The sequence below is a fragment of the Pseudomonas sp. ABC1 genome (assembly GCF_013395055.1).
Lineage (GTDB): Bacteria > Pseudomonadota > Gammaproteobacteria > Pseudomonadales > Pseudomonadaceae > Stutzerimonas.
This window is the reverse complement of record NZ_CP058349.1, coordinates 2,207,629-2,228,376: the sequence shown is the minus strand read 5'-3', so window position 1 is coordinate 2,228,376 and position 20,748 is coordinate 2,207,629. Positions and strand designations below refer to the sequence as shown.

Genomic DNA, 20,748 nt, shown 5'->3' with positions numbered 1-20,748 from the left:
CCAGTGACACCCGGCAGCATGCGAGACGCCGGGTATCACCCGCTCTATCGGGATGGGCGGTCAGGTCAATAGCTGTACTTCAGGGAGAACATGAAGTTGCGTGGAGCCCCATGAAGTCCGTAGGCGTATACGTACGAGTAGTACTCCTTGTCGAACACGTTATTCAGGTTGACTGAGCCGGACAGGTTGTCCGTGATCGCGTAGCGCGCCATCAGATTGACCAGCGCATAACTCTCTTGCCAGTACTGATCCTCGCCAATCCGGCTTTGCCAGTTCACCCCCCCGCCTACGGTGAGCTTGCTCAGTGCGCCAGGCAAACGGTAGGTCGTGAACGTCTTCAGGTTATGTCGGGGCAGGCGCGAGAGGATGCGGTTGTTGTCCTTGTCAGTGGTCACGCTATAGGAATAGCCGCTGGTGAGTTGCCAGCCTTCGGCCAGTTCACCGTTGAGCTCCAGTTCCACCCCCTTGGTCGTGGCGGCGTCCGAAACGTCGTATATGAGTGTGTCGTTATTCCAGATAGCCAGGTTTTCCTGTTCGTTCTTGAACACGGACAGGCTGGACGTCAGGCGGCCATCCTTGAAACTGGCCTTGATACCGGCCTCGTAGCTGGTGCCTTCCTCAGGCTCCAGCGGTGTGCCGTTGTATTCGATGACGTAGTCCTCCTGCGGCTGGAAGATCTTGGTGTAACTGGCATAGAGCGACCAGGTGTCGTCCAGGGTCTGCACGATGCCCACATAGGGAATGAATACCCCGCTTTCCCGGCTGCGGACGTCGGCGGCCCCCGGATATTCCATGATGCGCCGCCAGTCGATGACGCGGCCGCCGAGCAGGAGGTCGGTACTGTCGGTCAGTTGGAAGCGGGAGCTCGCAAAGGCGCTGTACTGGAATTCATTGCGCACGTTGTTCCCGTAGTCGATGAAGTCGGGCTTGGGCATGGCGCCAATATCGAGGAAGTTGGGAATATTCCTGTCGTAGCTGGGAGACAGGCCATATGCGGGGCCTTTGGCCCACAGGTCGGACAGTGTGACGCCGCTGATCAGTTCATGCTCTCGCCCGAACAGAGAGAACGCCCCCGTGGCGTAGGCATCCAGGCTGAGTTGCTCTGAATTGCTTATCCAGCGGCCCGGCCAGAGGGTTGCCCCGGTGCCGGTTGCCTGGTCGATCGAGCCCCTGATATTCGTGAGGAGTGCATCGTATTCATTCTGGGTGTAGTTGAGCTCGACCTTTCCACTCCAGCTTGAGCCAAGCTGCTGTTCGAGAGAGACGAAGGCGTTGTTCAGTTCCTGGTCGTAATGGTTCCACTTCGGCCATTTATAGTCGGATGCGCCAAAGCCGACTTTTTGTCCGTTACTGAAGAACAACGGCGTAGCCCTGAACTGCGAGTTGCTGTCCCGCGTCAGGTGGCTGAAGCCCAGGGTCAGCAGGGTGGTGTCGCTCAGGTCGATTTCGCTGATGCCGTACAGAACGAAAGACTCCTGCTCGTAACGATCGACCCACGCATGCTGATGCTTGTAGTCGACGACCAGGCGGCCCCGAATGTTGCCGCTTTCGTTGAGGGGGCCGGACACATCCATGCCACTTCCATAGCGTTCCCAGTTGCCCGCTTCGGCGGTGAAGCCGACCTGCGGGTCGTAGGTGGGGCGCTTGCGAATCAGGTTGACCGTCGCCGATGGCGTACCCAGCCCGCTCATCATGCCGGTCGCGCCCCGTACGACCTCGACGCGGTCATAGATGGCGGTGCTGTGCAGGTCATTGCTCAGCAGGGAAGACGTGGGCACTCCGTCGATCTGGAAGTTATTGATGATGGAGCCGCGTGCCATGAAGTCGGGGCTGTCGGCGCCGACGCTGGCGTTCTGCACGATGACACCCGCCGTGGCGCCCAGTACGTCGATCATATTGTCGAGCTTCTGGTCGTCCATGCGCTGGCGGGTCAGCACGGTGACCGATTGCGGTGTTTCCTGGGGCGACAGGTTGAGGCGCGTGGCACTGCTGGCGGACCAGGTGGTGTAGGAGCCGGTGCCCTCGGTGGTGGAGCCGGGGGCCTTGCCGGAAATGGCCGTGGCATCCAGTTGCAGGGTCTGTGCGGTACTGGAGGCTTTATCGAGCTGTAACTGGTAGCTGCCATCGGCCTGCCGTGTGGCGCGCAAGCCGGTATTGGCGAGTATGCGCGCCAGGCCGTCTTCCACGCTGTACTGCCCGTTCAGCCCCGGGCTGCTTTTCCCCGTGGTCAGGGCCGAGTTGGCGGAGAGGGGAATACCGGCCTGGCGACCGAACTGCCCAAGCACCTGGTCCAGGCTGCCCGACGGCACCGAGAAATGTGGGTGTGCCGCTTGTTCCGCGGCGATTGCCGGCAGTGGCAGGGCCAGTGGGCCGAGGCCGATACCGGCCAGCAGGGCCAGGCGGGTGCCGCGTATAGCGCGGGCGAGGGGGCTGGGGGTGTGTCTCATGGCAGGGTCCATCGTGTCGTGGTTGGCAGGCCTGCCGGCCAGGGGTGGCGACAGGATTTCCCCATAGGCCAATCGAGAATGAGAAACCTGCCGCCTGGCGATAAATATTTTCTCTGGTGCCCCTCGAACCCGGGCGATCGACACGCGTGGCTCGCTGCTTGCGGCTGCTGTTTCAGGCATGCCGGGGCGTGATAGTGACCCAGTAGCGGCTGCGGCTGCGAATACCGACCGGCAGGCTGCGTTGCAGCATGGCGAGGATGCGGTCGGTGTCGTCCAGCGGGTAGCTGCCGGTCAGGCGCAGTTCCGCCACGGCGGGGTCGCAGCGCAGGATGCCGGGGCGATAGCGCGACAGTTCGGCGATGAAGTCCCCCAGGCGCATGCGTTCGGCGACGATCAGCCCCTCGATCCAGGCGTTGTCGCTGTCGCGGGCCGGCTGGCGCGGCTGGATATCGCCGGCGAGGATGCGCACCTGCCAGCCCGCGTCGATGATCTGCGTCGGGCCACCGTGGCGTGGCGTGACTTCGACCTGGGCATCGCTGACCCGCAGCAGGCTGCCGCTGGCAGCATCGTCGTGGCGTACGCTGAAGTGCGTGCCCAGGGGGCGCAGCAACGCATCGGTGGTGGTCAGCAGCAAGGGGCGCGGGTCGCTGGCGCTGCGGATATCCACTTCCCCATGGCGCAACCACAGGTGCCGGTGCTGGGTGTTGTAGTCGATATCCAGCGCACTGCGGGTGTTGAGCCAGAGCTGCGTACCGTCGGCCAGGCGCAGTTCGCGCCGCTCGCCGGTGGCGGTGTGCTGGTCGGCCAGGGTCGACTGCAACCACTGGCTGCTGCCGACTTGCCAACTGGCGCCGCCGAGCAGGCCGAGGCCGACGATACCCTTGAGTACCTGGCGCCTTCCCGTTGGCTGGTAGGGCGCGGCCTGCAGCACCTGCCGCGCGTGCGCGTCGCCCAGCGTTGGGCGATGCCGTTCGAGGTGCTGGCCGATGCCGCCCATGCGCTGCCAGGCCAGTTCGTGCAGAGGGTCGGATTGCCGCCACTGCTGCAATGCCTCGTGCTGGCTGGCATTCATGCAGCCGGACTGCTCCTGCACCAGCCAGGCGATGGCCTGGTCGCGGATGTTCGCCGGCAGTTGGCTGGGGGCGCTCATTGCTCGTAGAGATGGCGGTAGCAGAGGGCGAAGGCCTTGCCCATGGCCTTCTGCACCTGATCGATGCTGAGGCCCAGGCGCTCGGCGATCTGCGGGTAGGTCAGGCCGTCGAACTGGGACAGCAGGAACACCTGGCGGATGCGTGGTGACAGGCCGTGCAGCAGGGCATCCAGTTCGACCAGTGTTTCGATCAGCAGGTAACGGTACTCGGGCGAAGGCTCCAGCGCTTCGGGGCGTGCGGCGAGCGCCTCGAGGTAGGCACGCTCGATGGCCTGGCGGCGCCAGCGATTGATCAGCAGGCTGTTGGCGATGGTGGCCAGGTAGGCCATCGGCTGTTGCAGGTCATGCACCGAACGGCGCGAACCCAGCAGGCGGGCGAAGGTGTCCTGGGCCAGGTCATCGGCATCGGCGGCCTCCGGCATGCGCTTGCGCAACCAGCCCTTGAGCCAGTCATTGTGTGCAAGGTACAGCCGTTCGATGTCGCGCTCGAAGGTGGGTTGCTCGTCCATCGGGTGCCGGGGTTTCAATGGATAACGGTTCTCAACAATAGATGAAAGTATCGCTGTCAGGCAATGAGCGCATGGTTCGGGGGATATGCGAAGGTGTCGGAGAGAAAAGGCTGGTAGCCTTGTGCGCGCCTTTGACAATCACAAGAACCGGGCCTGTATGACCACTCCCATGAAACCTTCGCAGTGCCTGTCGCTGACGGTACTGGCGATGTTCGCGTTCGCCGGCAACTCCCTGCTGTGCCGGGCTGCTCTGGATACCACCTCGATAGACCCTGCGACCTTCACCCTGGTGCGCCTGCTGGCCGGGGCGCTGATGCTGGAGGTCATTCTGCGGCTGGCGCGGCGACCGAGAAGCGCCGGGGTGGGGGATTGGCGGTCGGCGCTGGCGCTGTTCGGCTATGCCGCCGGGTTTTCCTGGGCCTATGTCGGGCTCGCCACGGCGACCGGAGCCCTGTTGCTGTTCGGAGCGGTGCAACTGAGCATGATCGGCTGGGCACTGTGGTGCGGCGAGCGGTTGCGGGCCTGGCAGTGGGGCGGTTTCGCCCTGGCGGTTGGCGGGCTGGTGGTCATGCTGCTGCCGGGTGTCGAAGCGCCTTCCTGGCAGGACGCCACGCTGATGCTGCTGGCGGGGGTGGCCTGGGCGGTCTATTCGATCCGTGGGCGGGGCGAGCCGGCGCCGTTGCTGGCCACTGCGCGCAACTTCTGGCGGGCCGGCCTGCTGGCGGCGTTGATGTGCCTGCCCTTCGTTGCGCGCCTGAGCCTGGATGCGACCGGGTTGCTCTACGCCGTCCTGGCCGGTGCCCTGGCTTCCGGCGTGGGCTATGCGATCTGGTATGGCGTGGTGCGGGAGCTGACCACCACCAGCGCCGCCAGTGTGCAACTGAGCGTACCGGTGATCAGCGCTCTGGGGGCGGTGGTGTTGCTGGGCGAGGCCCTGAGCGGGCGCCTGTTGCTCAGCTCGCTGGCGATTCTGGGTGGCGTGGCGCTGGTGATCCTGGCCGGGCGGCGGGTCCTTCCGGTGGTGAGATAGGCGCGCGCGGATTCAGTTTCCGTTCAGTCTCGCTGTCTATCCTGGCCCCATCTTCTCTCAAGCACTGGAGCCTTCCATGAAAAACACCACCCTTGCCCTGCTGGTCGCCCCGCTGATTTCCCTGAACGCCCTGGCAGCTGGCTACACCGGCCCGGGCAGCCAGCAGATCAACACCGTCAGTGCCGCGCTGGAAGCCAGCGACGAGAGCGCCGTGGTCCTGCAGGGTCGTATCGTCAAACGCATCAAGGATGAAAAGTACGACTTCACCGACGCCACCGGCACCATCCGCGTCGAGATCGACGACGAAGACTGGCCTGCCGCGACCATCGACGAGAACACCCAGGTCCGCCTGACCGGCGAAGTCGACCGCGACCTGCTCGGGCGCGAGATTGATGTCGACTATGTCGAAGTGATCAATCCGTAAGCAGCTGATACTGATGCAGGGTGCGCCGTGCGCACCTGTGCGGGGAGGTTGGTGCGCGAAGGCCGGTGCGCGCGGCGCACCCTACGGAGGGTTGGCTCGAAATGTCATTTCAGCGTAGCCGTCGCAGGGCCTGTTCCAGCGTCCGGGTCGCCTGTTCCATTTCCTCGGCGGTGTAGGCGGCGAAGCCCATGAAGAAGCCGGCCTGGCCCTGGCCGTCGGCGTGCATTTCCGACAGGCCCTGCAAGTCGATGCCGGCCCGCCGTGCGGCGGCGATGGCGTCCTGTTCGGCGATGTCGCAGATCAGCCGGCAGGGCATCTGCATGCCGCCCGCCGGCACCTTCGCCTCGACGAAATCCCCCAGGTGTCGGCGCACCAGGCGGGCCAGGGTGTCGCGGCGCTCGGCATAGACGGCACGCATGGCGCGCACGTGGGCACCGAAGTGGCCGCCTTCCATGAAGCGCGCCAGGGTCAGTTGCGGGATCGGCGCGCTGTGCCCGTCGAGCAGGGTGCGCGCCACTGTCATGGGTGCCACCAGTTGCGGCGGCAGCACCATGTAGCCGAGGCGCAGGCCGGGAAACAGCGATTTACTGAAGGTGCCGACATAGAGCGTGCGTTCATGGGCGTCCAGCCCCTGCACGCAGGCGGTCGGCCGTCCTGCGTAGTGGAATTCGCTGTCGTAGTCGTCCTCGATGATCCAGGCCTGTTCGCGGTTGGCCCATTCGACCAGCGCCAGCCGCCGCTCCAGTGACAGGGTTGCGCCCGTCGGGTACTGGTGCGAAGGGGTGAGGAACACCGCCCTGGCCGGTTGCGGCGAGGCTTGCAGCAGGTCCACCCGCAGGCCCTGGTCGTCCACTGGCACGGGCACGCACTCCAGTCCGGCGGCCTCGAAGGCGCGGCGTGCGCCGTGGTAGACCGGGTCCTCGATGAAAATCCGCTCGCCGGCATCCAGTAGCACATGGGCGCACAGGGTCATGGCCTGCTGCGAGCTGGTCAGTACCAGCACGCGCGCGGGCGTGGCGTGGGCGCCGCGTTCGAGGTTGACGTAGTCGGCGATCGCCTGGCGCAGTTGCGACATGCCCTGGGGATGGCTGTGCAGCAGCGCTTCGCTGCCGTGGGCCTTGAGCACCTGGCGTTGCAGGCGCTCCCAGGTCGCCAGGGGAAAGCCGCGGGTGTCCGGCACGCCAGGGGCGAATGGCCGGGGGGCGAGGAAGTCGCGCACGCCGCCCTGCTGGAACAGCGCCGTACCGCGTTGGCCGAGCACGGCCTGCGACACGCTGTGCGCCTTGCCTCGGCGCGCCTTGCCACGGCTGGCCATCGGCTGCGTGCGCTGTGACACGAAGCTGCCGCTGCCGATCCGCCGTTCGATGAATCCCTCCGCATGCAACTGCCCATAGGCCGTTTCCACCGTATCGCGGGAAACCCCCAGCGATTGTGCCAGGGCCCGCGAGGCCGGCAGCGGTCGTCCTACGCCAAGGGCGCCATCGAGGATCAACTGGCGGATGGCGCGCTGGATACGGGCGTGCAACGGCAGGCCTGCATGGGCCGGGTCGGCCAGCCAGGCTTTGACGGATTCGAGTTGCGAATGTTTGAACAATTGGCTGGTATCGCTTCGTTGAAGTGGATGGGAACAGCAGGCCATTTGCGCGCTATAAAAGCAAGCCTGGCGGCTGCTATCGCTTTCCTGTTTTCGACGGGAGAGACGCGTGGCCGTTGCCGCCGTCCTGTATCCAAGGGAGCCTGCCGATCATGTCCACACCCGCTTCACCCGCACCCTGGCGCCTGGCCGACCTCGTCCACCCGGTGGTGGCCGGGCTGGTCTCGGTCATCGTCAACTATGGCGGCACCTTCATCCTGGTGTTCCAGGCGGCGCAAGTGGCGGGGCTCGGGCCGGAGCTGACGGCGTCCTGGGTCTGGTCGGTGTCCATCGGGGTCGGTGTCAGCGGGTTGCTGCTCAGTTGGTTGGGGCGCGAGCCGATCATCACTGCCTGGTCGACGCCGGCGGCGGCCTTTCTCGTCACCGCCCTGGCGACGACGCCCTATGCCGAGGCGGTGGGCGCCTACCTGATCTCGGCCGCCGCGTTCGTGCTGCTCGGCCTGTCCGGCTGTTTCGACAAGGTCATCCGGCTGATCCCGCCCGGCGTGGCGGCGGGGTTGCTGGCCGGCATCCTGTTGCAGTTCGGCCTGGGGGCGTTCGCCGGCGTGAGCCTCGATCCGCTGCTGGCCGGTGCGCTGATCCTCGCCTATGTGCTGTTCAAGCGCCTCAGCGCCCGCTATGCGGTGGTCGGCGTGCTGCTGCTGGGGCTGGTCCTGCTGCTGGCGCAGGGGCGCTTCGATGTGTCCGGGCTGCGGCTGGAGCTGGCCGCGCCGGTCTTCACGATGCCGGCGTTTTCCTTCAACGCGCTGCTCAGCGTCGCCCTGCCGCTGTTCCTGATCACCCTGACCGGGCAATACATGCCGGGCATGCTGGTGCTGCGCAACGATGGCTTCAAGACCAGTGCCAACCCCATCGTCGCGGTCACCGGGCTCGGTTCCCTGCTGATGGCGCCGTTCGGCTCCCACGCCTTCAATATCGCCGCGATCACGGCGGCGATCTGCACTGGCCGCGAGGCGCACGAAGACCCTTCCCGGCGCTGGGTCGCGGGTATCGCGGCGGGCGTCTGCTACATCCTGGTGGGGCTGTTCGGCGTGACCCTGGCGGCGCTGTTCATGGCCTTGCCGGCCACCTTTATCGCCACCCTGGCGGGGTTGGCCCTGCTCGGCACGCTGGGCGGGAGCCTGGCCGCCGCGCTGGCCGATGCGCAGTCGCGCGAGGCCGGATTGATCACCTTCCTGGCAGCGGCGGCCAATATCACCCTGTTCGGCATTGGTGGGGCCTTCTGGGGGCTGTTGATCGGCCTGCTGGCCCATGCCGTGCTCAACGGGCGCTGGCCGCGCCGCGCAGTATCCGGCGAGGGGGCGAAATCATGAACCAAACGATGGATGCCATGGGCGCGACCGGCACCCTGCATGCGCAACATGGCCGCTATCCCAGGGCCGAGACGGTGGAGGATTTCCGCCGCAACCTGGCTGCCGTACACGCCCGTATCGAGGCGGCCTGCCAGCGCGTCGGGCGCGACCCCGCCGGGGTGCGCCTGCTGCCGGTGAGCAAGACCGTCGACGAGGCGCATATCCGCCTGTCCTACGCGGCGGGCTGCCGCCTGCTCGGCGAGAACAAGGTGCAGGAGGCCCATGGCAAATGGCAGGCCATGGGTGATCTGGAGGATCTGCGCTGGTCGGTCATCGGCCATCTGCAGACCAACAAGGCCAAGCTGGTGGCGCGCTTCGCCAGCGAGTTCCAGGCCCTCGACAGCCTGCGCCTGGCAGAGGCGCTGGAACGCCGCTTGCAGATCGAAGGGCGCGCATTGGACGTGTTCGTGCAGGTCAACACCTCGGGCGAGGCCAGCAAGTTCGGCCTGCCGCCCGGTGAGGTGGCGCCATTCCTGCGTGCCCTGGCGGCCTTTCCGGCGTTGCGCGTGCGCGGGCTGATGACCCTGGCGCTGTTCTCCAGCGAGGCCGAGCGGGTGCGCCGGTGCTTCATCCTGTTGCGTGAGTTGCGCGACCGGCTGCGCCAGGAGGCACCGGCGGGTATCGGCCTGGACGAACTGTCCATGGGTATGTCCGGCGATTTCGAGATCGCCATCGAGGAAGGCGCCAGCGTGGTGCGCGTAGGGCAGGCCATCTATGGCGCCCGTGCCCTGCCTGACAGCCACTACTGGCCCGATAGGGCCATCAACCCGGAGTCACCACGATGAAAACCGCACTCGCCATCCGCCACCTGCACTTCGAAGACCTCGGCACCCTGGCGCCGCTGCTGGAGGCCCGTGGCTACAGCGTCCGCTACCTGGATGCGACCCTGGACGACCTGCGCAGCCTGGATGCCCAGGCCGACGACCTGCTGGTGGTGTTGGGCGGGCCGATCGGCGCGTTCGACGAGGCGATCCACCCGTTCCTCGCCGACGAGCTGGCGCTGGTCCGGCGGCGTCTGCGCAGCCAGCGGCCGCTGCTGGGCATCTGCCTGGGGGCGCAATTGATCGCCCGTGTACTGGGCGCCGAGGTACGGCCCCAGGGCGTCAAGGAAATCGGCTTCGCCCCGCTGACGCTGACCGAGGAAGGCCAGGCCAGCGCCCTGGCCGCGCTGGGCGACACGCCGGTGCTGCACTGGCACGGCGACCGCTTCGAGATCCCGCCGGGAGCGGTGCGCCTGGCGGGGACGGCGGTCTGCGACAACCAGGCGTTTGCGCTGGGCAGCCAGGTGCTGGGGTTGCAATGCCACCTGGAGGCCGACCCTGCACGTATCGAACAGTGGCTGGTCGGCCATGCCTGCGAACTGGCCCAGGCCGCCCTCGACCCCCGCACCCTGCGCACCGAGGCCCAGGCGCTGGAGGCGGCCTTGCCCGACGCGGCCCGGGCGGTCTTCGGGCGCTGGCTCGACGCCCTCGTGTAACAGACCGAGCGGTCCGTGTTGACGAGCATCCAGCGCTGGCGCTGACACCGCGCACTTGGGTCCCCGCTTGTGCGGGGACGACGGATGAGGGTTGGCGATGGTGTTTCAGCCTGTTGGCAGGGCGCTCCTCGTCCCCCGTCATTCCCGCGCAGGCGGGAATCCATACGGTGGTCGAGACACCGCGCACCTGGGTCCCCGCTTGTGCGGGGACGACGGAGGAGGGTTGGCGATGGAGTTTCAGCCTGTTGGCAGGGCGCTCCTCGTCCCCCCCGTCATTCCCGCGCAGGCGGGAATCCATGCGGTGGGTGAGACGGCACGTACCTGGGGCCTGTCTCGTTTGTAAATACATACTTTCTTTCATATAGAAATAACCAATTCATTTTTTGGCTTGCAGCCCGCTTCACGAGGACATCTCCATGCAACACCCCAGCTCCCACCTGATGCAGACCTACCTGCGCCAGCCGGTTTCCTTCGTTCGTGGCCAGGGCGCGCGCCTGTGGGACGAACAGGGCGTCGAGTACCTCGACGCCATCGCCGGGGTGGCGGTGACCAACCTGGGGCATGCCCATCCGCGTATCGCCGAGGTCATCGCCGAGCAGGCCGGGCTGTTGCTGCACACCTCCAACCTGTTCGGCATTCCCTGGCAGGAGCGCCTGGGCGAGCGCCTGTGCGCGTTGGCCGGCATGCAGCGTGCGTTCTTTTGCAGTTCCGGGGCCGAGGCCAACGAGACCGCGCTGAAGCTGGCGCGGTTGCACGCCAACCGCCGTCAGGTGGCGCAGCCCCAGGTGCTGGTGATGGAGAACAGCTTCCACGGGCGCACCCTGGCGACCCTGGCCGCCACCGGCAACCCGGCGGTGCAGCGTGGTTTCGAGCCGCTGGTGCCGGGTTTCCTGCGGGTGCCTTATGACGATATCGCGGCGCTGCGCCGGGTTGCCGAGGACGCGCCCGGCATCGTCGCCGTGCTGATCGAGCCGGTGCAGGGCGAGGGCGGCGTGCGCGTCGCTTCGGCGGACTACCTGCGCGAACTGCGGGCCTTGTGCGACCGCCACGACTGGCTGCTGATGATCGACGAGGTGCAGGCCGGCATGGGCCGTACCGGCGCCTGGTTCGGCCACCAGCACGCGGGTATCGAGGCGGACGTCATCACCCTGGCCAAGGGCCTGGGCAACGGTTTCCCGATCGGCGCCTGCCTGGCGCGCGGGCAGGCCGCCGAGCTGTTTTCGCCCGGTCATCACGGCGCCACCTTCGGCGGTAATCCGCTGGCCTGCCGGGTCGGCTGTTGTGTGCTCGACCTGATGCACGAGGAAAACCTGCCCGAGCGCGCCGCCGCCCTCGGCCAGCGCCTGCTGCAGGGTCTTCGCCGCGAGCTGGCCGGGCACCCGCAGGTGGCCGCCATCCGTGGCCTCGGCCTGATGGTCGGGATCGAGCTGCGGCGACCCTGCGGCGAGCTGGTCGAGCGTGCCCTGCGCGAGCAGCGCCTGCTGATCAGCGTCACCCGCGACTACACCGTCCGTCTGCTGCCGGCGCTGGTCTGCGACGACGCGCAGATCGACGACATGGTGGCGCGATTGGCACGGCTGTTCGCCTCCGACTCGCCAACACAGCCGTAGGGTGCGCCGTGCGCACCGTTTTCATTGTCCAGGTGCGCGCTGCGCACCCTACCGATCAGGTTTCTTCTCCCCTCGACCGCACAGGAGCGCCCGAGCATGTATGACCCCAACCCGACCCTGGAGGCTTTCGACGCCGAGCTGGCGCAAGCGCTGCGTGACGAGGCCCTGCGCCAGGAGGACCACGCCGAGCTGATCGCCTCGGAGAACTACGCCAGCCCGCTGGTCATGGCCGTCCAGGATTCGGTCTTCACCAACAAGTACGCCGAGGGCTATCCGGGGCGGCGCTACTACAGCGGCTGCGAACACGTCGACGTGGCCGAGCGCCTGGCCATCGAGCGGGCCAAGGCGTTGTTCGACTGCGACTACGCTAATGTGCAGCCCCACGCCGGCGCCCAGGCCAATGCGGCGGTGTTCCTGGCGCTGACCCGCCCCGGCGACACGGTGATGGGCATGAACCTGGCCCAGGGCGGGCACCTGACCCACGGCAATCCGTCCAACTTCTCCGGCCGTCACTACCACATCGTGCCTTATGGCCTGGACCCGCGCAGCGGCCTGCTGGACTACGACGAGATGGAGCGCATCGCCGTGGAAACCCGGCCGAAGATGCTGATCGGCGGCTTCTCCGCCTATTCGCGGCACAAGGACTGGGCGCGCATGCGCGCCATCGCCGACAAGGTGGGCGCTATTTTCTGGGTGGACATGGCCCACGTGGCCGGCCTGGTCGCGGCAGGGGAATACCCCGATCCGCTGCCCCACGCCCATGTGGTCACCAGCACCACCCACAAGACCCTGCGCGGGCCGCGAGGCGGGCTGATCCTGGCCAAGGGGCAGGACGCCGAGTTCTACCGAAAGCTCGACTCCGCGGTCTTCCCCGGCATCCAGGGCGGCCCGCTGATGCACCAGGTGGCGGCCAAGGCAGTGGCCTTCAAGGAGGCGCTGCAACCCGGCTTCAAGACCTACCAGCGGCAGGTGCTGGCCAATGCCCGGGCGATGGCCGAGGTGTTGCGGCAGCGTGGCTACCCGGTGGTATCCGGCGGCACCGACAACCATATGATGCTGATCGACCTGTCCGCCCGGCCCTACACCGGCAAGGAGGCGGACGCCGCCCTCGGCGCCGCCTGCATCACGGCGAACAAGAACAGCGTGCCGAATGACCCGCGCTCGCCTTTCGTCACCTCGGGCTTGCGCATCGGCACCCCGGCAGTGACCACGCGAGGCTTCGGCGTCGCCGAATGCCAGCGCCTGGCGGGCTGGTTGTGCGACGTGCTGGATGCCCTGGAGCGTGGCGACCTGGAGCGGGTGACGCCGCAGGTACGCGAGCAGGTGGTGGCGCTGTGCCGGGCGTTTCCGGTGTATGCGCAGACGCGGACCTGGGCATAGCGCCTATTCGGCGCACCTCCCGGGCCCGCGCTGCGCACCGGCTTCTATCGCGACGACGTCTGGCGTTCCGTTGCCGGCCAGCCGCCGCCGAGGGCCTTGAACAGGGTCGCCAGGGCGATCTGGCGCTGGGTCTCGACCTCGATCAGTTCGGTCTGGCTGGTGAAGTCGCTGCGCTGGGCGTCCAGGTAGCGCAGGTGGTCGTCGACCCCGGCGCGGTAGCGCGCCCGCGACAGGCGCAGGGCCTGCTGGCTGCTTTGCGCCTGGGTGCGCAGGGCGTCCGCCTCGCGGCGCAGGGTGTCGGTCTGCGCCAGGGCGTCGGCGACTTCGCGGAAGGCCTCCTGCACGCTGCCTTCATAGGCGGCCACCGCCGAATCCCGGCGCACCTGGGCGAGGTCGAGACTGGAGCGATTACGGCCACCATCGAACAGCGGCAGGGTGATCTGCGGGGCGAAGCTCCAGGCGCGCTGGCCGCCGCTGAACAGGTCGGACAGCTCCGCGCTGGAACTGCCGAACAGGCCGGTCAGCGAGATACGCGGGAAAAACGTCGCCCGTGCCGCGCCGATACTGGCGTTGCGTGCCTTGAGGCGGTGTTCGGCGGCGCGGATGTCGGGGCGGTTGGCGAGCAGTTCGGACGGCGTGCCGGCAGCGATTTCCTGTACCAGCACAGTGCCCAGAGGAGCAGCCGCTGGCAGCGGTTGGCCATTGCCGACCAGCAGTTCCAGGGCGTTGCCGGCCTGGCGGAACTCGCGTTCGGTACGCTCCAGCGCGGCCCTGGCCTGGCCGACCAGGCCCCGCGCTTCCTCGTAGTCGAGGGCGCTGGCGGTGCCGGCGCGGCGGCGCTGGGCGATCAGCTCCAGGGACGCCTCGCGAGCCTGCAGGGTTTGCTCGGTCAGGTCGTGGCGGCGTTTGGCACCGTCGCGGCTCAGGTAGGCCTGGATGACTTCGGCGACTAGGCTGATCTGTGCGGCGCGGGCGGCTTCCTCGGTGGCCAGGTATTCCTCCAGCGCTGCCTCGGACAAATTGCGTACACGGCCGAACAGGTCCAGCTCGAAGGCGGTCAGGCCAAGCCCGGCCTGGTAGCTGCTCTGTACTTCGGAGCGACCACTGCTGCTCAGGTCGCCGGGCACCCGCTGGCGGCTGCCGTTGCCCTGGGCCTCCAGGCCCGGCAGGCGGTCGGCGCGTTGCACACGGTACTGCGCGCGCGCCGCTTCGACGTCGAGCAGGGTCTGGCGCAGGCTGCGGTTGCTGGCCAGGGCCTGTTCGACCAGGCCGCGCAACTGCGCATCGCTGACGAAGGCCTGCCAGTCCAGGGTGCTGGCGGTCGAGGCGCTGTCGGCGGCTTGTCCCGCCGTTTGCCACTGGGCGGGGATCGGCGCGTCGGGGCGCTGGTAGTGCGGTGCCAGCGAGCAGCCGGCGAGCAGCAGGGCGGCGGCCAGCGGGGCGAGCGCCCGCTGCATGGAATGGACGTTCATGGGAATCATGCCTCGTTGGCCTGGGTGTCGGGCGCCGGCTGGCGCGAGAAGCGCGACAGCACCCAGACGAAGAAGATCGGGACGAAGATCACGCCGAGCAGGGTCGCCGTCAGCATCCCGCCGATCACCCCGGTGCCGATGGCGCGCTGGCTGGCCGCGCCCGCGCCGCTGGCGATGGCCAGGGGCACCACGCCGAGGATGAACGCCAGCGAGGTCATGACGATGGGCCGGAAGCGCAGGCGCGCCGCCTGGATCGCCGCCTCGGCCAGCGAGTGGCCCTGCTCGCGCAGGCTCTTGGCGAACTCGACGATAAGGATGGCGTTCTTCGCCGCCAGGCCGATGATGGTGATCAGGCCGACCTTGAAGTAGACGTCGTTGGGCATGCCCAGCAACGTCACCGCGAGCACCGAACCGAGGGCGCCGATGGGCACGATCAGCATCACCGCGGCGGGGATCGACCAGCTCTCGTAGAGTGCCACCAGCAGCAGGAACACCACCAGGAACGACAGCCCCAGCAGCAGCGGCGCCTGGGCTCCGGCGGCCTTCTCCTGGTAGGACAGGCCGGTCCACTCGTAGCCGATGCCTTCCGGCAGTTCGCCGATGATCCTCTCCAGTTCGGCCATCGCCTCGCCGGTGCTGTGGCCGGGGGCGGCGTCGCCGGAGATCTTGAATGCCGGGTAGCCGTTGTAGCGCGAGATCTGCACCGCGCCGTTCTCCCAGGCGGTGCTGGCGAAGGCCGCCAGTGGCACCTGGTCGCCGCTGGCGTTGGGTACGTGCAGGCGCAGGATGGCTTCGGGGGTCATCCGCTCGCCGACGTCGGCCTGCACCACCACGCGCTGCAAGCGCCCGAGGTTGGTGAAGTCGGCGACGGTGGCCGAGCCATAGGCGCTGGAGATGGCGCTGCGGATGGTGGCGAAGTCCACGCCCAGCGCCCGCGCCTTGTCGCGGTCGATGTCCAGGCGCAGTTGCGGCGCGTCTTCCAGGCCTTCCATCATGGCGTAGAGGATCACCGGTGAGGTGTTGGCCTGGTAGAGCAACTGGTTGCGGGCGTCGAGCAGTGCCTCGCGGCCCAGGCCGCCACGGTCCTGCAGGCGCAGGGAGAAGCCGCTGGCGTTGCCCAGGCCGTCGATCGGCGGTGGGTCCACGGCCATCACCCGGGCTTCGGCGAGGCCGGCGAAGCGGGCGTTGAAGGCCGCCACTTCGGCACTGGCCGACAGGCTGGCGTCACGCTCGGACCAGTCCTTCAGCAGCGGGAAGCTGAGGCCGGCGTTCTGTCCGGTGCCGGAGAAACTGAAGCCCATGATCATGGTGGTGGACTGCGTCGCCTCGCGTTCGAGCAGGTAGTTCTCCAGCTTGCGCACCACTTTTTCGGTGCGTGCGTAGGTGGCGCCCGGCGGCAGTTGCACGTCGATGATGTAGTAGCCCTGGTCTTCGATCGGTACGAAGGATTCGGGCAGGCGCAGGTAGAAGAAGCCCAGCAGCGCCACGATCCCGACATAGATCAGCATGTAGCGCCCGCTACGCCGCAGCAGGCGCGAGTTGAGCAGGGTGAAGCGGTCGGTGAGGGTGGCGAAGCGGCGGTTGAACCAGCCGAAGAAGCCTTTCTTCTCGGCGTGGTGTTCCTTGTCCAGCGGCTTGAGCAGGGTGGCGCACAGCGCCGGGGTAAGGCTCAGGGCGAGGAAGCCGGAGAACAGGATGGACACCGCCAGTGACAGCGAGAACTGCTGGTAGATCGCGCCCACCGAGCCGCTCATGAAGGCCAGCGGCAGGAACACCGCCGACAGCACCAGGGTGATGCCGACGATGGCGCCGGACACCTGGCCCATGGCCTTGACCGTGGCGTCGCGCGGCGACAGCCCTTCCTCGGCCATGATCCGCTCGACGTTTTCCACCACCACGATGGCGTCGTCGACCAGGATGCCGATGGCCAGCACCATGCCGAACATGGTCATCATGTTGACCGAGAAGCCCAGCGCATACATCACTGCCAGGGTGCCGGCCAGGCACACCGGCACGACGATGCTGGGGATCAGCGTGTAACGCAGGTTCTGCAGGAACAGCAGCATCACCAGGAACACCAGCACCATGGCTTCGGCCAGGGTGTAGAGCACCTTCTGGATGGCGACATCGACGAAGCGCGAAGTGTCGTAGGGCACTGCGTACTGGATGTCGGCCGGGAAGCCGGCGGACAGCTCGGCCAGGCGCGCCTTGACCGCCTCGGCGGTCTGCAGCGCGTTGGCGCCGGGGCGCAGTTGCACGGCGGCGCCGACCGACTTCTTGGTGTCGTTGAGGATTTCGAAGTTGTAGTCCTGGCGGCCGATTTCCAGGCGCGCCACGTCGGCCAGGGTCACTCGCGAGCCGTCGGCATTGGTGCGCAGCAGGATGCGCCCGAATTCCTCGGGGCTGTCGAGCATGCCCTTGACGGCGATGGTGGCGGTCAGTTCCTGCTCGGCACTGCCGGGCCGGCTGCCGAAACTGCCGGCCGGCACCTGGGCGTTCTGCGCGGCGATGGCTGCGTTGACGTCGGCCACCGAGAGGCCGTAGCCGATCAGCTTCTGCGGGTCGATCCAGACGCGCATGGCCGCCTCGGCGCCGAAGAACTGCACCTTGCCGACACCGTCCACCCGGCGGATCTCGTTGTTGACGTTACGCGCGGCATAGTCGGCCAGGCCGACCACGTCCTTGTCGCTGTCGTCGCCCTTGTAGCTCAGGGTGTAGATCATCAGGAAGCCGGTGCTGGCCTGCTCGATCTCCAGGCCCTGCTGCAGGACTTCCGAGGGCAGCCGTGCCTCGGCCTTCTTGATGCGGTTCTGCACGTCCACCTGGGCCAGGTCCGGGTCAGTGCCGGGGGCGAAGGTGACGGTGATCTCGCCGATGCCGGCCGAACTGCTGGAGGAATCGTAGTAGAGCATTCCCTTGGCGCCGTTCAGCTCCTCCTCGATGACGCTGGTCACCGAGTCGACCACCGTGGCGGCGGAGGCGCCGGGGTAGGTGGCGTTGATGCTGATCTGCGGCGGCGCCACCACCGGGTACTGGGCCACCGGCAGCGACGGCATCGCCAGCAGGCCGGCGAGGGTGATGAAGATGGCGACCACCCAGGCGAAATTGGGGCGGTCGATGAAGAACTTGGGCATGGGATCGGTCCTCGCCGCAGGTCAGTCGTTCGCCGCAGGGGCGGCGGCAGAGGCGATGGCGACCTGGTCGCCGGGGTTGGCGCTGCCGCCGACGATCACCCGTTCGCCGGCTTGCAGGCCTTCGAGGATGTGCCAGTCGGCGCCGTACATCGCACCGGTGCGCACCGGGCGTGCCTGCACCACGTCGCCTTCGCCGACCACCAGCACCTGCGACTTGCCGTCGGTGGACAGGCGCACGGCGCGCTGCGGCACGAGGATGGCCTGTGGGTCGCTGCCCTGGGCGATGCGCACGCGCACGTACATGCCCGGCAACAGCAGGGCGTCCGGGTTGGCCAACTGGCCGCGCAGGGAGACCTGGCCGGTGCCACGGTCGACCGTGATGTCGGAGAACAGCAGGTGGCCGTCGCGGGTGTAGCGGGTGCCTTCGACGGACACGCTGATGGGGACGACCTGGCCGTTTTCCCCGGTCAGGCGACCCTCGGCGATGGCGTCGCGCAGGTTCAGCAGGTCGGCGACCGGCTGGCGGAAGTCGGCGTAGATCGGGTCGAGCTGCTGGATATTGGCCAGTGCGGTGGCTTCGTTCTGCCCGACTAGCGCGCCCTCGGTCGCCAGCGCGCGGCCGATGCGCCCGTCGATTGGTGCGGTGACGGTGGCGTAACCAAGATTCAGGCGTGCGGTTTCCACTTCAGCGGCGGCCGACTGGCGCGCGGCCTGGGCGCTTTTCAGCGCGGCCTGGGCGGTGTCGAAATCCTGCTGGCTGACCGCTTCGATCTCGACCAGCGGGGTATAGCGACGGACCACCGCCTGGGCGTCGTACAGCGTCGCCTCGGCCCTGGCCAGTTCGCCCTGGGCGCGGGACAGCGCTGCCTTGAAGGGCGCCGGGTCGATCTGGAACAGCACCTGGCCGGCCTTGACGTCGGCGCCTTCCTCGAAATACCGCTTGAGCAGGATGCCTGCCACCCGTGCCCGCACTTCGGCCACCCGCACGGGCTCGATGCGCCCCGGCAACTCGCTGGACAGCGTCAGCGGGCGTGCTTCGGTGGTGATCGTTTCGACCGTCGGCAACGGGGCGGCCGCGGGCGCGGCGTCCTGTGCCTGGCCGCAACCGGCAAGAAGTATCGCCAGGGCGATGGTGAGCAAGGGCAGCGGGCGTTTCATGATCGGTACCTTCGGTGGTGTACTCGCAAGGGTGCCGATGGTGTCTCAAGGGTCTAAATAAATCAACTTTGATTCATTTATTTTTGTTTTGGTTTTATAGATATATTTTTGTCGTATTTGGCTCACATTTGCGCTCATGAATGCAATATGGAAGCCGATATGTTTCAATCTCGAAGTATTTGAGACGTTCTGAAACGATGGTGGGTTGATATGGCGATTCTTGGCACGGAACAGGAAGACAACCGCATACTGGTGGCCCTGGCGTTGGCGCTGATCGACAACCCGCGCGCTTCGTTGCAGGAGTTGGCGAAGGCCATCGGCATCAGCAAGACCACCCTGTATCGCTTCTGCCGCACCCGCGAACAGTTGATCGAACGCCTGATGACCCACGGCGCCTTCGTGCTGGGCGAGGCCATCCGCACCGCAGAGCTGGACAGCGGCCCGCCGCTGGAAGCCCTGCGGCGCCTGATAGCCAATAACCTGGAGCACCGCGAGCTGACCTCCTTCCTGATGTACTTCTGGAAAGAGGGGCCGGAAAACCTCTGCGAAGACTCAGGCTGGGACGCTTCGCTGGACGCCTTCTTCCTGCGCGGCCAGCGCGAAGGCCTGTTCCGTATCGACATCCCGGCAGCGGCGCTGACGGAAATTCTGGTCAATATCATGATCGGCCTGAGCGATGCCGAGCGCCGTGGCCGCGTGGCCAGGGCTGGCCTGGCGGCGCTGATCGAGAGCGCCTTCCTGCAAGGCACCCTGGCCAGTTAGGCAATACCCGCGAAGAACCTGTTCACGATCTGCTGCGCGTCGGTCCTGCTGCGTTAAAAACAGGCTCGGAATGCTCATTTACAACTCGTAAACTCCGCTTCCTCGCCTGTTTTTGCCTTGCAGTCCTCTAGCTCGCGAGATCGTGAACAGGTTCCAAGGGTGAAATGAAAAAGCCCCGCCTGGAGAACCAGAGCGGGGCTTTTCGTTAATCGCGATGTGGCGGGTAGCGTCAGATGCGTGTCGCCACCACGGCGCAGAGCCCTTTCTCGACATCCATGTACTGGCTGCACAGGTGGTTGAGCGAGGTCACCAGCACCTGTTGTGGCGCGGACGACTGGAAGTCCACCGACATCATCACGCTGAGCATGGTGATGGTGACGATGGAGAACACAAACAGCTTGCGCGCCCACACACGGTCGTCGACCGCCTTGTAGCCCGACACGCCCATCCACAGCCAGTAGGCCCCGCTCAGCGCGGCGACAACGAAGTAGTTGTAGCCGGCGTAGCCGCTGATTGTCAGCATCAGGGTGGCGACGATGAACGCGGCGATGTACAGCACGATGTGCCGCTTGGCTGCCGAGATGCCCTTGATCACCGGTAGAACCGGGATGTTGGCCGCCTGGTAGTCGTTGAAGCGGAAGATCGCGATGGCATAGGAATGCGGCATCTGCCAGAGGCTGAAGATCAGCAGCAGGATCGCCGCGCCCATGTCGAACTCGTTGCTGACGGCGCAGTAGCCGACCACCGGCGGGGCAGCGCCCGACAGGCTGCCGACCAGAGTGCCGTAGACCGAGTGACGCTTCATCCACAGGCTGTAGATGCCGACATAGACGACGAAGCCCATCAGTACCAGCATCACCGACAGCAGGTTGGTGGCCAGGTAGAGCAGGGCGACGCCGGCGATGCCGAGGACGCAGGCGTAGACGATGGCGTGGGCTGGCGAGACCAGCCCCTTGACCATGACTCGGTTGCGGGTCCGCTCCATCTTCTGGTCGATGTCGCGATCAATGTAGTTGTTGAACACGCAACCCGATGCAATGACCAGCGACACGCCCAGCGCCGTTGCGATGAACAGCGCCAGGTCGATGTCACCCCGGGAAGCCAGGAAGAAGCCACCGGCCACGGAAATCAGGTTTCCGAAGACGATTCCGGGCTTCACCAGGAGCAGGTATCGCTTGAGCATTTGCTG

General features: G+C 66.8%; 16 protein-coding genes. 8 read left to right on the top strand and 8 right to left on the bottom strand.

Annotated elements, in window-relative coordinates; translation table 11 throughout:
* Nucleotides 1–65: 65 nt before the first annotated feature.
* The 3 genes from HW090_RS09795 to HW090_RS09785 all read right to left on the bottom strand — a co-directional run bounded on the left by HW090_RS09795 (nucleotide 66) and on the right by HW090_RS09785 (nucleotide 4,106).
* A complete protein-coding gene (locus HW090_RS09795) occupies nucleotides 66–2,447 on the bottom strand; it encodes a TonB-dependent receptor (RefSeq protein ID WP_256930643.1) in 2,382 nt (793 codons plus the stop codon).
* 172 nt (nucleotides 2,448–2,619) lie between these two features.
* On the bottom strand, nucleotides 2,620–3,597 hold the full coding sequence (locus HW090_RS09790; protein ID WP_179113353.1) for a FecR domain-containing protein: 978 nt from the start codon (nucleotides 3,595–3,597) through the stop codon (nucleotides 2,620–2,622).
* On the bottom strand, nucleotides 3,594–4,106 hold the full coding sequence (locus HW090_RS09785; protein WP_179113352.1) for a sigma-70 family RNA polymerase sigma factor: 513 nt from the start codon (nucleotides 4,104–4,106) through the stop codon (nucleotides 3,594–3,596). The genes HW090_RS09790 and HW090_RS09785 overlap by 4 nt, the downstream gene beginning before the upstream one ends.
* Before the next feature lie 169 nt (nucleotides 4,107–4,275).
* Between HW090_RS09785 and HW090_RS09780 the strand changes: the two genes are divergently transcribed.
* Both HW090_RS09780 and HW090_RS09775 read left to right on the top strand, forming a co-directional pair.
* Entirely contained in the window at nucleotides 4,276–5,136 is an 861-nt protein-coding gene (locus tag HW090_RS09780; protein ID WP_179113351.1) for a DMT family transporter, read from the top strand.
* 76 nt (nucleotides 5,137–5,212) lie between these two features.
* On the top strand, nucleotides 5,213–5,560 hold the full coding sequence (locus HW090_RS09775) for a YgiW/YdeI family stress tolerance OB fold protein (RefSeq protein ID WP_179113350.1): 348 nt from the start codon (nucleotides 5,213–5,215) through the stop codon (nucleotides 5,558–5,560).
* A gap of 109 nt (nucleotides 5,561–5,669) precedes the next feature.
* Here HW090_RS09775 and HW090_RS09770 read toward each other — a convergent pair whose 3' ends face one another.
* Entirely contained in the window at nucleotides 5,670–7,154 is a 1,485-nt protein-coding gene (locus tag HW090_RS09770) for a PLP-dependent aminotransferase family protein (RefSeq protein WP_179113349.1), read from the bottom strand.
* Nucleotides 7,155–7,306: 152 nt separating this feature from the next.
* Here HW090_RS09770 and HW090_RS09765 point away from each other — a divergent pair, with 152 nt between their 5' ends.
* The 5 genes from HW090_RS09765 (at nucleotide 7,307) to glyA (ending at nucleotide 13,033) form a co-directional block, all read left to right on the top strand.
* A complete protein-coding gene (locus HW090_RS09765; protein WP_179113348.1) occupies nucleotides 7,307–8,527 on the top strand; it encodes a benzoate/H(+) symporter BenE family transporter in 1,221 nt (406 codons plus the stop codon).
* Nucleotides 8,524–9,351, top strand: coding sequence for a YggS family pyridoxal phosphate-dependent enzyme (locus HW090_RS09760; protein ID WP_256930642.1), 828 nt, complete (start codon nucleotides 8,524–8,526; stop codon nucleotides 9,349–9,351). The genes HW090_RS09765 and HW090_RS09760 overlap by 4 nt, the downstream gene beginning before the upstream one ends.
* Nucleotides 9,348–10,043, top strand: a complete 696-nt coding sequence (locus HW090_RS09755; protein ID WP_179113347.1) for a glutamine amidotransferase — start codon at nucleotides 9,348–9,350, stop codon at nucleotides 10,041–10,043. The genes HW090_RS09760 and HW090_RS09755 overlap by 4 nt, the downstream gene beginning before the upstream one ends.
* 416 nt (nucleotides 10,044–10,459) lie before the next feature.
* The gene (locus tag HW090_RS09750) at nucleotides 10,460–11,653 is read left to right on the top strand and encodes an aspartate aminotransferase family protein (protein ID WP_179113346.1); all 1,194 of its coding nucleotides are present in this window, start codon (nucleotides 10,460–10,462) and stop codon (nucleotides 11,651–11,653) included.
* A 96-nt stretch (nucleotides 11,654–11,749) separates the two neighbouring features.
* Nucleotides 11,750–13,033, top strand: coding sequence for a serine hydroxymethyltransferase (gene glyA / locus HW090_RS09745; RefSeq protein WP_179113345.1), 1,284 nt, complete (start codon nucleotides 11,750–11,752; stop codon nucleotides 13,031–13,033).
* 44 nt (nucleotides 13,034–13,077) lie between these two features.
* Here the strand turns inward: glyA and HW090_RS09740 are convergent, their stop codons facing one another.
* The 3 genes from HW090_RS09740 to HW090_RS09730 are packed head-to-tail and all read right to left on the bottom strand — an operon-like array spanning nucleotide 13,078 to nucleotide 18,797.
* Nucleotides 13,078–14,505: an efflux transporter outer membrane subunit gene (locus HW090_RS09740; RefSeq protein ID WP_179113344.1), complete on the bottom strand. Its 1,428-nt coding sequence runs from the start codon at nucleotides 14,503–14,505 to the stop codon at nucleotides 13,078–13,080.
* Between the two features lie 5 nt (nucleotides 14,506–14,510).
* Nucleotides 14,511–17,639, bottom strand: a complete 3,129-nt coding sequence (locus HW090_RS09735) for a multidrug efflux RND transporter permease subunit (RefSeq protein ID WP_179113343.1) — start codon at nucleotides 17,637–17,639, stop codon at nucleotides 14,511–14,513.
* A 21-nt stretch (nucleotides 17,640–17,660) separates the two neighbouring features.
* Nucleotides 17,661–18,797 (bottom strand): efflux RND transporter periplasmic adaptor subunit, encoded by a 1,137-nt coding sequence (locus tag HW090_RS09730; protein ID WP_179113342.1) that lies wholly within the window; start codon nucleotides 18,795–18,797, stop codon nucleotides 17,661–17,663.
* A 210-nt stretch (nucleotides 18,798–19,007) separates the two neighbouring features.
* Here HW090_RS09730 and HW090_RS09725 point away from each other — a divergent pair, with 210 nt between their 5' ends.
* Nucleotides 19,008–19,559, top strand: a complete 552-nt coding sequence (locus tag HW090_RS09725; RefSeq protein ID WP_218673530.1) for a winged helix-turn-helix transcriptional regulator — start codon at nucleotides 19,008–19,010, stop codon at nucleotides 19,557–19,559.
* Nucleotides 19,560–19,788: 229 nt separating this feature from the next.
* Here the strand turns inward: HW090_RS09725 and cyoE are convergent, their stop codons facing one another.
* Nucleotides 19,789–20,742: a heme o synthase gene (gene cyoE / locus HW090_RS09720; RefSeq protein ID WP_179113341.1), complete on the bottom strand. Its 954-nt coding sequence runs from the start codon at nucleotides 20,740–20,742 to the stop codon at nucleotides 19,789–19,791.
* Nucleotides 20,743–20,748 lie beyond the last annotated feature (6 nt).

Bases quoted from the DNA above. Each gene is read 5' to 3' on its own strand.
- HW090_RS09795 (WP_256930643.1), bottom strand. From the start codon at position 2,447: ATGAGACACACCCCCAGCCCCCTCGCCCGCGCTATACGCGGCACCCGC.
- HW090_RS09790 (WP_179113353.1), bottom strand. From the start codon at position 3,597: ATGAGCGCCCCCAGCCAACTGCCGGCGAACATCCGCGACCAGGCCATC.
- HW090_RS09785 (WP_179113352.1), bottom strand. From the start codon at position 4,106: ATGGACGAGCAACCCACCTTCGAGCGCGACATCGAACGGCTGTACCTT.
- HW090_RS09780 (WP_179113351.1), top strand. From the start codon at position 4,276: ATGAAACCTTCGCAGTGCCTGTCGCTGACGGTACTGGCGATGTTCGCG.
- HW090_RS09775 (WP_179113350.1), top strand. From the start codon at position 5,213: ATGAAAAACACCACCCTTGCCCTGCTGGTCGCCCCGCTGATTTCCCTG.
- HW090_RS09765 (WP_179113348.1), top strand. From the start codon at position 7,307: ATGTCCACACCCGCTTCACCCGCACCCTGGCGCCTGGCCGACCTCGTC.
- HW090_RS09760 (WP_256930642.1), top strand. From the start codon at position 8,524: ATGAACCAAACGATGGATGCCATGGGCGCGACCGGCACCCTGCATGCG.
- HW090_RS09755 (WP_179113347.1), top strand. From the start codon at position 9,348: ATGAAAACCGCACTCGCCATCCGCCACCTGCACTTCGAAGACCTCGGC.
- HW090_RS09750 (WP_179113346.1), top strand. From the start codon at position 10,460: ATGCAACACCCCAGCTCCCACCTGATGCAGACCTACCTGCGCCAGCCG.
- glyA (WP_179113345.1), top strand. From the start codon at position 11,750: ATGTATGACCCCAACCCGACCCTGGAGGCTTTCGACGCCGAGCTGGCG.
- HW090_RS09740 (WP_179113344.1), bottom strand. From the start codon at position 14,505: ATGAACGTCCATTCCATGCAGCGGGCGCTCGCCCCGCTGGCCGCCGCC.
- HW090_RS09735 (WP_179113343.1), bottom strand. From the start codon at position 17,639: ATGCCCAAGTTCTTCATCGACCGCCCCAATTTCGCCTGGGTGGTCGCC.
- HW090_RS09730 (WP_179113342.1), bottom strand. From the start codon at position 18,797: ATGAAACGCCCGCTGCCCTTGCTCACCATCGCCCTGGCGATACTTCTT.
- HW090_RS09725 (WP_218673530.1), top strand. From the start codon at position 19,008: ATGGCGATTCTTGGCACGGAACAGGAAGACAACCGCATACTGGTGGCC.
- cyoE (WP_179113341.1), bottom strand. From the start codon at position 20,742: ATGCTCAAGCGATACCTGCTCCTGGTGAAGCCCGGAATCGTCTTCGGA.